The sequence below is a fragment of the Pseudofrankia saprophytica genome, from assembly GCF_000235425.2.
Classification (GTDB): Bacteria; Actinomycetota; Actinomycetes; order Frankiales; family Frankiaceae; genus Pseudofrankia; species Pseudofrankia saprophytica.
The window spans coordinates 1,131,356-1,142,655 of sequence record NZ_KI912267.1 but is presented as its reverse complement, the minus strand read 5'-3'; the positions used below and the strand labels follow the sequence as shown (position 1 = coordinate 1,142,655).

Genomic DNA, 11,300 nt, shown 5'->3' with positions numbered 1-11,300 from the left:
GGTCGCGTGCCTCAGCTGCCGCCACAGCCGCCTCCACCACACCCGCCTCCGCCGCCGCAGCTGTGGCCGCCACCACCGTGGCCATCGCCGCCGTGGCTGTGGCCGCCGCCGTGGTTGCTCCCGCCGGAGTCGCCGCAGCCGCCGTAGTCGCCGCCGGACCCGCCCCACCGGCGACGGGACGGCCGCCGGCCGTACACGGTGGCGCGCAGCAGCCGCACGGCGGCCACGCCCCCGGCCAGGACCGCGATGACGATCAGGATCTCGATCGTGCCGATCATGACACCCGCCTTTCGGGGTTGGTCGCGGCCATGACGGCGCGGTCGCACTCCGCGTGGAACTCGGCCACCGGGGGGTAGTGACCGTCGCGTTCGAGCAGGTAGGCGGCCCGCCCCGGTGGGAGCCGCCGGACCGCCTCGGCCAACAGTTCCAGCTGCGCCGGGCCGACCGGGTGCAGGTGGGTGTCGTGGTAGCGGTGGTGTTGAATCACGCCGCCGGCGACGTGCAGGTAGGCGACCCGTTCCCAGGGCAGTCGGTCGAAGGTGGCGGCGGGGTCGAGGCCGTGGTTGACCGTGTCGCCGTGGAAGTTGGCGACGTCGACGAGCAGGTGGGCGTCGGTGCGCTCGACCAGCTCCGCGAGGAAGTCGGCGGGCGTGAGCTCGTCGTCCGGCCAGCGCAGCAGCGCGCCGGGGTTCTCCAGCGCCAGCGGTACGGGCAGCTCGGCGCACGCGATCCGGACATTGGCGACCAGCACGTCCAGCGCGTCGCGGGTATACGGGACGGGCAGCAGGTGCCCGGCCTCGTGGCCGTCCGCGCGAACGAACGCGACGTGCTCGCTGACCAGGGGCGCCCCGACGGCCTCGGCGACGGCGGCGAGCCGGCGCACGCGGGCCGGGTCGGGCGGCTCGGCGCCACCGAGGGAGAGCCCGATGCCATGGGGGACCACGGGCACGCCCAGATCCGTCGCCGCCGATCCGGACCGCGGTGGCCGTCCGTGCCGGTCGAGAGGGACGTTCTCCGCGATCACCTCGACGAACGTGAGGTCGGTGCGCTCCGCGAGGGCCGCGGCCAGCTCGGGCCGCCATCCCACTCCGAATCCGGCCAGTGCCGTCATCGTCATGACTCGATCGTTGCAGCGGCCAACCCCACCGACGCCGTCCTGTCCGCGACCCGACCGGACCGTCCGCGTGCCCACGGTCTGGCGGGATGAAAAAGGGGCTGGATGTTCATGCGGATGCGTGCATAGAATTGCGGCCATGGGCATGACAGCGGCGGTCATCGGCGGCAGCGGGTACGGCGGCGGGGAGCTCCTGCGCCTCCTGCTCGGGCACCCGGAGATCGAGATCGGGGCGGTGGCGGCGCACAGCAACGCGGGCCAGGACATCGCCGAGATCCACCCGCACCTGCCCGACCTGGCCGGCCAGGCCTTCGTCGACACCGAGACGGCCGTGGCCGCGGGCGCCGACCTGGTCTTCCTCGCTCTACCGCACGGCCAGTCCGCGGCCGTCGCCGCGACCATCCCGGCGGAGGTCAGGATCGTCGACCTCGGCGCCGACTTCCGGCTCGCCGACCCGGCGGCCTGGGCGAAGGCCTACGGCGGCACGCACGCCGGCAACTGGACCTACGGCCTGCCGGAGATCCCCGGCGCACGCGCCGAGATCGCCGCAGCGCGCCGCGTCGCGGCCCCGGGCTGCTACCCCACGGCGGTCGCGCTGGCCTACGCCCCACTGATCATCGCCGGCGTCATCGACCCGTCCGACCTGGTCACCGTCGCGGCCAGCGGCACCTCCGGCGCCGGCCGGTCGGCCAAGGTGAACCTGCTCGGTTCCGAGGTCATGGGCGACGTCACCGCCTACAAGGTCGGCCGCCACCAGCACCGTCCGGAGATCGTCCAGACGCTGACCAGGGTCGCCGCCACCGCGCCCGCGCCGGCCGCGGCGGTCCGCCTGTCGTTCACCACCACGCTCGCCCCGATGCCGCGCGGCATCCTCGCGACCTGCACCGCCCGCCCGTCGGCCAAGGCCGGCACGGACGAGCTCGGGGTGGGCCTCGGGTTCGACGAGGACCTGGTCACCGGGATCCTGCGCGCGTTCTACGCCGACGAGCCGTTCGTGAAGGTGCTCCCGGCCGGCCGCTGGCCCCGCACGTCGGCGACCCTCGGCAGCAACACCGTCCACCTGCAGGCCACGGTCGACGAGGAGGCCGGCCGGGTGGTCGTCGTCTCGGCGATCGACAACCTCACCAAGGGCGCCGCGGGCCAGGCCATCCAGTGCGCCAACCTGATGCTCGGCCTGCCGGAGACCACGGGCCTGCCCGTCACCGGCCTCGCCCCCTGACCTGACATCCCGGTTTTCCCCGCGCGAGGCGGCGCCATCGTCGCGTGCCCGAAGAAATGAGGAACGAACGTGAGCGTCACCGCCCCGAAGGGCTTCAAGGCCGCAGGTGTCGCGGCCGGCCTGAAGCCGTCCGGGCGTCCGGATGTCGCGCTCGTCGTCAACGACGGGCCGTCGGACGCCGCGGCCGGCGTGTTCACCACCAACCGGGTGCAGGCGGCGCCCGTCCAGTGGACCCGCCAGGCGCTGGCCGACGGGCGGCTGCGCGCGGTCGTGCTCAACTCGGGCGGCGCCAACGCCTGCACCGGGCCGGAGGGGTTCGCGGACACCCATCACACCGCCGAGCACGTCGGGAAGGCGCTCGGGATCGGCGCCGGCGACGTCGGGGTCTGCTCGACCGGCCTGATCGGCGTCCGGCTGCCGATGGACCTGCTTCTCAACGGCGTGACGCGGACCGTTCCGCAGCTGTCCGCCGAGGGCGGCCCGGCCGCCGCCGAGGCGATCCGGACGACCGACACCATCAGCAAGCAGGCGGTCCGGACGTCGGCGGACGGGTCGGTCACGGTCGGCGGCATGGGCAAGGGGGCGGCGATGCTCGCTCCGTCCCTGGCGACGATGCTCGTCGTCGTCACCACCGACGCGGTCGCGGACGCGGCGACGCTCGGCCGCGCGGTGCTGGAGGCCACCCGGCTGACGTTCCAGCGGATCGACTCCGACGGCTGCCTGTCCACCAACGACACCGTGCTGCTGCTCGCTTCCGGCGCCTCCGGCGTGACGTTGCCCGAGGAGGAGCTCACGGCGCTGGTCACCGAGGTCTGCATGGACCTCGGCAAGCAGATGATCGGCGACGCCGAGGGCGCCACGAAGGACATCGCGATCACCGTGACCGGCGCGGCGACCGAGGACGACGCGCTGGAGGTCGGCCGGGCCATCGCCCGCAACAACCTGCTCAAGTGCGCCCTCTACGGCAAGGACGCCAACTGGGGCCGGGTGCTCGCCGCGATCGGCACCACCAGCGCCGCCTTCGAGCCCGACGAGCTCGACGTCGCGATGAACGGCGTCTGGGTCTGCCGGGCCGGCGCGCCCGGCGAGTCGCGTGACCTCGTCGACCTCTCCGGCCGGGGGATCGCCATCATCGCCGACCTGCACGCGGGCGGCGCCGAGGCGACGATCTGGACCAACGACCTGACGGACGGCTACGTCTACGAGAACTCCGCCTACTCGACCTGATTGATGGTTCGCTCCGTCCGGCCCGTCACAAGTCCGCTTTGCTTCGCTCGCGGCCTTGCGCCGTGCCGGACTCCGCGAAGACGCGGGGTCGGCGCGGAGAACGGGTTCTCGGAGAACAGTATTTTTTGGAAGAAGGGGTCATGACGGTCGCTAACGGCGTTGACGGCGCGGCGGGGCGGACGGGCGGTCCGGCGGGGGCGCGCGGGCACGCGGCGCTGCCGAAGACCCGGGTGCTCGTCGAGGCGCTGCCCTGGCTCGCCCGGTTCCACGGCGCCACCGTCGTCATCAAGTACGGCGGCAACGCGATGACGACGCCGGCGCTGCGCGAGGCGTTCGCCGAGGACGTCGTCTTCCTGCGGCTCGCCGGGATCCGGGTCGCCGTCGTGCACGGCGGCGGCCCGCAGATCACCGCGCATCTGAACCGCCTGGGGGTGGAGTCCACGTTCACCGGCGGCCTGCGGGTCACCACTCCGGAGACGATGGAGATCGTCCGGATGGTGCTCGTCGGCCAGGTGAACCGGGACGTGGTCGGCCTGGTCAACAACCACGGCCCGTTCGCCGTGGGCCTGTCCGGCGAGGACGCGAACATGTTCACCGCCCGGCGCCGCGGCGCGATCGTCGACGGCGAGGAGGTCGACATCGGCCTGGTCGGCGACGTCGTCGAGGTCGCCCCGGAGACGGTGAACGCGCTGCTCGACTCTGGCAAGGTCCCGGTGGTGGCGACGGTCGCCCGCGGCGAGGACGGCGGCGTCTACAACGTCAACGCCGACACCGCGGCCGCGGCGCTCGCCGTCGCCCTCGGCGCGGCCAAGTTCGTCGTGCTCACCGACGTCGACGGCCTCTACGCCGACTGGCCGAACTCGGACGAGGTGATCAGCGAGCTGGACGCCACCGAGCTGGAGGCGATGCTGCCGAGCCTCACCGCCGGGATGATCCCGAAGATGGAGGCGTGCCTGCGCGCCGTCCAGGGCGGTGTGCCGCAGGCGCACGTCCTCGACGGCCGGGTGCCGCACGCCGTCCTCCTGGAGATCTTCACCGACGAGGGCGTCGGCACCCTGATCACCCCTGCCGCCAAGCAGTCCGACATCGTGGGGGCGGCCACCGTCGCCGGCCAGCCCGCCGCGCCCTCCGCGTTCGCGCCGACCCCGTCGACCCTGACCAGCCCGTCCGGAGGTCCCCAGTGAGCCAGATCGCCCCCACCGCCGTGGCCGACCTGTTCGACCGGCGTGACAAGGTCATCATGGGCACCTACGGCCGCCCGGCGGTCGCGCTCACGCGCGGCGAGGGCACCCGGGTGTGGGACGTCGACGGGAACGAGTACGTCGACCTGCTCGCCGGGATCGCCGTGTCCGTGCTCGGCCACGGCCACCCGGCGGTCGCCGCCGCCGTCACCAGCCAGGTCTCGCGGCTCTGCCACACGTCGAACCTGTACGTCAACGAGCCGCAGGTGCTGCTCGCCGAGCGGCTGGTCGCGCTGCTGGGGGCGGACGCGCGGATCTTCTTCGGGAACTCCGGCGCCGAGGCCAACGAGTGCGCCATCAAGATCAGCCGCAAGACCGGTCGGACGGAGATCATCGCGACCGATGGGTCGTTCCACGGCCGGACGCTCGGAGCGCTCTCGATCACCGGCCAGCCCGGCAAGCGCGCGCCGTTCGAGCCGTTGGTGCCCGGCGCCCGCTTCGTCCCCTACGGCGACGTCGCGGCCCTGAAGGAGGCGATCAGCGAGCGCACCGCGGCGGTGTTCCTGGAGCCGACGCTCGGCGAGGCGGGCGTGATCCCGCCCCCTCCCGGCTACCTGGCCGCCGCGCGGGCGCTGTGCGACGAGACCGGGGCGCTGCTCATCCTCGACGAGATCCAGAGCGGCATCGGCCGGACCGGTGCCTGGTTCGCCCACCAGAACGAGGGCGTCCTGCCGGACGTCGTCACCCTCGCCAAGGGGCTGGCCGGTGGGCTGCCCATCGGGGCCTGCATCGGCATCGGGCCCGCGGGCAGCCTGCTCGGCCCCGGCGAGCACGGCAGCACCTTCGGCGGCGGCCCCGTCGTCTGCGCGGCGGCACTCGCCGTCCTCGACACCATCGAGTCCGAGGGGCTGCTGGCGTCGGCGACCCGGGTCGGCGCGCGGCTCGCGGCCGGAATCCGGGCGGCGGCGGACGCCCGCGTCCCCGGTATCGGTGGCGTGCGCGGCATGGGGCTGTGGTGGGCGATCGAGCTGACGACGCCGACGGCCGGTGCCTTCGAGGCGGCGGCCCGCGCCGCCGGGTTCCTGGTCAACGGGATCGCGCCGAACACCGTCCGGCTCGCCCCGCCGCTCGTGCTCCCCGAGGCCGACGTCGACGCCTTCCTCGCCGCCCTGCCCGGCATCGCCGCCGCCGCGGCGGAACAGGGCGCCTGATGCCCGCCGGGGCCAGGATTCGACCGGCGGTCCGCCGGCTCCAGAACCGTAAGGTCAGCCCATGACGATCCGCCACTTTCTCCTGGACAGCGACCTGACGCCCGCCGAGCAGGCGTTGGTGCTGGACTCCGCCGACCGGTTCAAGGCGACGCGGCGATCCCCGGCCGTCGCCCGCCCGCTGGCCGGCGCGTCGGTCGCGTTGATCTTCGAGAAGCCGTCGGCCCGCACCCGGGTGTCGTTCGAGGTCGGCGTCGCCGAGCTCGGCGGCCACCCGGTCGTCCTGGACGCCAACACGGTCCAGCTGGGACAGCGCGAGACCATCGAGGACGTGGCGCGGGTGCTGTCCCGCTACGTCGACGCGATCGTCATCCGCACCTTCGGCCAGGAGCGGGCCGACCGGATGGCCGCGGCCGCCTCCGTGCCGGTGGTCAACGCGCTGTCCGACTTCACCCATCCCTGCCAGGCGCTCGCCGACCTGCAGACGATCCGCGGCGTGTTCGGCGGGCTCGCCGGGGTGACGCTCACCTACGTCGGTGACGGCAACAACGTCGCGCACTCGCTGCTGCTCGCCGGGGCGACGGCCGGGATGCGGGTCCGGGTCGCCACCCCGCCGGGCATGGAGCCGGCCCCTGATGTCGTCCGGCAGGCCACCGAGATCGGCGCGAGTACCGGTGGGGCCGTCGAGGTCCTCACCGACCCGCGCGCGGCGGCCGACGGCGCCGACGTGCTCTACACCGACGTCTGGACGTCCATGGGCCAGGAGGCGAACGCCGCCGGTCGCGTCGACGCCTTCCGGCCGTACCAGGTCAACGAGGCGCTTCTCGCCGCGGCCAGGCCGTCCGCGATCGTGATGCACTGCCTGCCGGCGCACCGCGGCGAGGAGATCGCCGGCGCCGTGATCGACGGCCCGCGCTCGGTGGTCTTCGACCAGGCCGAGAACCGGCTGCACGCCCAGAAGGCGCTGCTCGGCTTCCTGTTCGCTCACCAGGGCGGCGCGGGCGGCTCCCACGACGCCGCGCCGGCCACGACCATCGCCGGGGCGGCCGTCTGACCGCTGGAAACGCCCTCCCGGGCACGGGGCCTCGCCCCGCGCCACTCTCCATCGTCGCGGCGGGGTCCCCCGCGACCGAACCCTCATCGTGACGACCACAGGGGTGTTATGACATCGGGCACGAGGCCGGCGGCGCCGCTGACCAAACGCGCCCGGCAGGCCCGGCTGGCGGCGCTGGTCGCGGCGCACCCGGTGCGCTCCCAGACCGAGCTCGCCCGGCTGCTCGCGGCCGAGGGCGTCCGGGTGACCCAGGCGACGCTCTCGCGCGACCTGGAGGAGCTGGGCGCGACCAAGGTCCGCGGCCAGGACGGCACCCTCGTCTACACGGTTGATCCCGGCCTGGCGCCGGCGGAGACGGTCCGGCTGCCGCTGTCCCGGCTGTGCGAGGACCTGCTGGTCTCGGCGGAGGCCAACGGCGACCTCGTCGTGCTGCGCACCCCGCCGGGCGCCGCGCAGCTGTTCGCGTCGGCGCTGGACCGCGCCGCGCTGCCGGAGGTCATGGGCACCATCGCCGGCGATGACACGGTTCTCGTCGTCTGCCGGGCGCTCGCGCCGGCGCACCTTCACGTTCGGCCCGCCGGCGTCGACCCGGACGGGCTCGAGCCGACGGTGGCCTCCGCGCCGAGCGGGCCACGGCTGGCCGGGCGGCTGCTCGGGCTAGCCGAGGGCCGTGGCCGGCTCGGCGGGGACGACGAGGACGATCCGCCAGTACGAGCAGGACCGGCCTGACACGTCGTCGGCCGGTCCGACCCGTGCCAGACCCGGCGCCCGCGGACACGCGCGCCGTGAGACACACCGTGAGACGACACACCGCGAGACACAGACGAGACCGCGACGCAGGGCAGTCGCGTGGACGTAGGGAGCAACTGAGGTGGAGACGACCGGCGACAGCCCGGGCGCGACGGCACGAGAGGCCGGCCTCGCTGGCCAGGCCGGTGAGGCTGGGGCCGGGGGAGCGCCGCTGCGGCTGTGGGGCGGACGGTTCGCCGGCGGGCCGGCCGAGGCGCTCGCGCAACTCTCGGTGAGCGTGCACTTCGACTGGCGGCTCGCCCCGTACGACCTGCTCGCGTCGAAGGCACACGCCCGGGTCCTGTACCGCGCCGGGCTGCTCGACGACGCCGAGCTCGCCGCGATGCTCGGCGCGCTCGACGAGGTCGCCGCCGACGTCGAGGCCGGGCGGTTCCTGCCCACCGTCGAGGACGAGGACGTGCACACCGCGCTCGAGCGCGCCCTGATCGAACGGCTCGGCACCCTCGGGGGCAAGCTGCGCGCCGGCCGCAGCCGCAACGACCAGGTCGCGACCGACCTGCGCCTCTACCTGCGCGCGGCCGCCCGCCAGGTCGCCGTGGCGGTGACCGGCCTGTCCGAGGCCCTCGTCGACGTCGCGGAGACGCACGTCGACACGCCGGCGCCCGGGATGACCCACCTGCAGCACGCCCAGCCGATCTCCTTCGGCCATCAGCTGCTCGCCCATGTGCACGCGTTCGTCCGCGACGTGGACCGGCTGCGCGACTGGGACCGGCGGGCGGCGGTCTGCTCGCTCGGCGCCGGCGCCCTGGCCGGTTCGTCGCTGCCGCTGGACCCCGAGGGCGTCGCCGCGGAACTCGGTTTCGACCGGGCGTTCGCCAACTCGATCGACGCCGTCTCCGACCGCGACTTCGCCGCCGAGTTCCTGTTCGTCGCGGCGATGATCGGCGTGCACCTGTCCCGGCTCGGCGAGGAGCTGGTGCTGTGGACCAGCCGGGAGTTCGCCTGGGTGGAGCTGGACGACGCCTTCGCCACCGGCAGCTCGATCATGCCGCAGAAGAAGAACCCCGACGTCGGCGAGCTGGCCAGGGGCAAGTCCGGCCGGCTCATCGGCAACCTGGCCGGCCTGCTGGCGACCCTGAAGGGTCTGCCGCTCGCGTATGACCGAGACCTGCAGGAGGACAAGGAGCCGGTGTTCGACGCCGTCGACACCCTGCTCGTCGTGCTGCCGGCGGTGACCGGGACGGTGGCGACCATGAAGGTGCGCGCCGAGCGGCTCGCCGCGGCGGCGCCGGACGGCTTCTCGCTGGCCACCGACGTGGCCGAGTACCTCGTCCGCCGTGGGGTGCCCTTCCGGTCGGCGCACGAGGCGGTGGGTGCCCTGGTCGCCTGGTGCGTGGTCGAGGGGGTCGACCTGCACGAGGTCTCCGACGAGCGGCTGGCCGAGATCAGCCCCGAGCTGACGCCGGACGTGCGGACGGTGCTGTCGGTCGCCGGGGCGCTCGACGCCAGGTCGGCGCCCGGGGGGACCGCGCCGGCGCGGGTGCGCGACCAGGTCGTGGCCCTGCGCGGCGCGCTCGGCGCCGATCGGAAGTGGGGCGTCGGCTGACCGGCCCGGGATCACGGGACGGTCAGCCGCTGCCGGAGGAGTTCTACGTCCGGCCTGTGCTGGCCGTCGCGCGGGACCTGCTCGGCGCCACGATCCGGCACGGGCAGGTGTCCGTGCGGCTTACTGAGGTCGAGGCCTACGGGGGGACGGACGACCCGGCCTCGCACGCCGCGCGCGGGCCGACGCCCCGGTCCGCCGTGATGTTCGGACCGGCGGGACGGGCATACGTGTATTTCATCTACGGCATGCACTGGTGCCTGAACCTCGTCTGCGGGCCACCCGGCATGGCGGCCGCGGTGCTCGTGCGCGCAGGCGAGGTCGTGGACGGGCTCGCGGCGGCGCGGGCGGGGGCGCCTCGGCTGAGCGACCGGGACCTCGCCCGTGGCCCCGGCCGCCTGGCGCGTGCCCTGGGCGTCGACGGCTCGCTGACCGGATCGCCCGTCACCGGCGGTGGCCCGATCACCGTCGAGCGGGACCAGGGCTACGGCGAGAGCCGTGAGATCGGGAGCGTGCTGACGGGGCCACGCGTCGGCATACGCACGGCGCGCGACGTGCCGTGGCGGTTGTGGCTGGCGGGGCATCCGACGGTGAGCGGCGCCCGGCCTGGGCGCCACCCCTCGGCCCCGCGACCCGATCCGGGCGGGCCGGCAGCTCGATGAGGGGCGCGAACCGGGCGTTCGACGAGAGGCGCGAGCAGGGCGACGGGCCGAAGCCGGTCGAAGCCCGGCCAAGCCGTTGAAGCCCCGCTGTGGCAGCGGAACCGGAAGCAAGCCCGGCCAACCAGACTCCCATATCAGCCAACATCGTCCAGTCGCGACGTCGACGATGTGACGCAGCTCACATCGATTTAGGGCCTCTGCGTTTGACGCTTGCCGCTGGTCGACCGTAATGTTCTCCTCACGGCACCAAGCCGGGCGGAACGCGGAGCCCCACCTGTGAGGCTCGCGAGGATCTGACCAGCGGTGCCGGGAGTGTCCCGATAGGGACGCCGGACGTGGCGGCTACCGAGAAATCGGAGCAAGCTGACACGATCCATATGATCTTTTGGATCAGCGAGTCGAAGCGCCGGCACCCCACACCGTTGGTGTGGATCCGGTTTATGCGTCCGCTCCTTGAGAACTCAACAGCGTGCCATAGAAGTCAGTGCCATAAATACCCCGTTCCGCGGGTGGCGCTGCTGGTCTGGTTTGATGCCGGGTTGGTGGTGTTGTCTGTGGGGGTTTGTAAGGTTCCTTTGGCATTTGATGGACGATCTACGGATCTGTGTCCATATTTTGCCGGGGTTTCTCCCATCGAGGGAGTTTAAAGCATCGATGGAGAGTTTGATCCTGGCTCAGGACGAACGCTGGCGGCGTGCTTAACACATGCAAGTCGAGCGGACCTTCGGGTCAGCGGCGAACGGGTGAGTAACACGTGGGCAACCTGCCCCAGGCTCTGGAATAACTCCGGGAAACCGGGGCTAATGCCGGATATTCACACCTTTGGGCATCTGGTGGTGTGGAAAGATTTATTGGCTTGGGATGGGCCCGCGGCCTATCAGCTTGTTGGTGGGGTAATGGCCTACCAAGGCGACGACGGGTAGCCGGCCTGAGAGGGCGATCGGCCACACTGGGACTGAGACACGGCCCAGACTCCTACGGGAGGCAGCAGTGGGGAATATTGCGCAATGGGCGAAAGCCTGACGCAGCGACGCCGCGTGAGGGATGACGGCCTTCGGGTTGTAAACCTCTTTCAGCAGGGACGAAGCGCAAGTGACGGTACCTGCAGAAGAAGCACCGGCCAACTACGTGCCAGCAGCCGCGGTAATACGTAGGGTGCAAGCGTTGTCCGGAATTATTGGGCGTAAAGAGCTCGTAGGCGGCCTGTCGCGTCGGCTGTGAAAACCCGGGGCTCAACCCCGGGCCTGCAGTCGATACGGGCAGGCTAGAGTCCGGTAGGGGA

At 72.8% G+C, this 11,300-nt stretch carries 10 protein-coding genes and 1 other annotated feature (1 of these 11 cut by a window edge); of the genes, 8 read left to right on the top strand and 2 right to left on the bottom strand.

Annotation, left to right across the window (positions count from 1 at the left end; all coding sequences use genetic code 11):
- Positions 1-11 precede the first annotated feature (11 nt).
- Positions 12-278, bottom strand: a complete 267-nt coding sequence (locus FRCN3DRAFT_RS54595; protein WP_007520015.1) for a hypothetical protein — start codon at positions 276-278, stop codon at positions 12-14.
- A complete protein-coding gene (locus FRCN3DRAFT_RS0239310; protein WP_232794395.1) occupies positions 275-1,117 on the bottom strand; it encodes an MbnB/TglH/ChrH family RiPP precursor modification enzyme in 843 nt (280 codons plus the stop codon). Before FRCN3DRAFT_RS0239310 ends, FRCN3DRAFT_RS54595 begins: the two co-directional genes overlap by 4 nt.
- A gap of 136 nt (positions 1,118-1,253) precedes the next feature.
- Here FRCN3DRAFT_RS0239310 and argC point away from each other — a divergent pair, with 136 nt between their 5' ends.
- From argC to FRCN3DRAFT_RS0239270, 8 genes are all read left to right on the top strand, one after another.
- Entirely contained in the window at positions 1,254-2,333 is a 1,080-nt protein-coding gene (gene argC, locus FRCN3DRAFT_RS0239305) for an N-acetyl-gamma-glutamyl-phosphate reductase (protein WP_007520012.1), read from the top strand.
- A 69-nt stretch (positions 2,334-2,402) separates the two neighbouring features.
- Positions 2,403-3,560 carry a bifunctional glutamate N-acetyltransferase/amino-acid acetyltransferase ArgJ gene (gene argJ / locus FRCN3DRAFT_RS0239300; protein WP_007520010.1) on the top strand — a complete coding sequence of 386 codons (1,158 nt, stop codon included), beginning with the start codon at positions 2,403-2,405 and terminating at the stop codon, positions 3,558-3,560.
- Between the two features lie 140 nt (positions 3,561-3,700).
- Positions 3,701-4,744, top strand: a complete 1,044-nt coding sequence (argB, locus tag FRCN3DRAFT_RS48515) for an acetylglutamate kinase (RefSeq protein ID WP_007520009.1) — start codon at positions 3,701-3,703, stop codon at positions 4,742-4,744.
- Positions 4,745-4,800: 56 nt separating this feature from the next.
- Positions 4,801-5,952: an acetylornithine transaminase gene (locus tag FRCN3DRAFT_RS0239290; RefSeq protein WP_051467664.1), complete on the top strand. Its 1,152-nt coding sequence runs from the start codon at positions 4,801-4,803 to the stop codon at positions 5,950-5,952.
- A gap of 61 nt (positions 5,953-6,013) precedes the next feature.
- The gene (gene argF, locus FRCN3DRAFT_RS0239285; protein ID WP_007520006.1) at positions 6,014-7,003 is read left to right on the top strand and encodes an ornithine carbamoyltransferase; all 990 of its coding nucleotides are present in this window, start codon (positions 6,014-6,016) and stop codon (positions 7,001-7,003) included.
- Between the two features lie 108 nt (positions 7,004-7,111).
- Positions 7,112-7,732 (top strand): arginine repressor, encoded by a 621-nt coding sequence (gene argR / locus FRCN3DRAFT_RS0239280; RefSeq protein WP_007520005.1) that lies wholly within the window; start codon positions 7,112-7,114, stop codon positions 7,730-7,732.
- 142 nt (positions 7,733-7,874) lie between these two features.
- Positions 7,875-9,359, top strand: a complete 1,485-nt coding sequence (gene argH, locus FRCN3DRAFT_RS0239275; protein ID WP_007520004.1) for an argininosuccinate lyase — start codon at positions 7,875-7,877, stop codon at positions 9,357-9,359.
- Positions 9,344-10,018 carry a DNA-3-methyladenine glycosylase gene (locus FRCN3DRAFT_RS0239270; RefSeq protein ID WP_007520002.1) on the top strand — a complete coding sequence of 225 codons (675 nt, stop codon included), beginning with the start codon at positions 9,344-9,346 and terminating at the stop codon, positions 10,016-10,018. The genes argH and FRCN3DRAFT_RS0239270 overlap by 16 nt, the downstream gene beginning before the upstream one ends.
- A gap of 659 nt (positions 10,019-10,677) precedes the next feature.
- Positions 10,678-11,300 (top strand) — a sequence feature (16S ribosomal RNA rRNA prediction is too short); it runs 207 nt beyond the window's last position.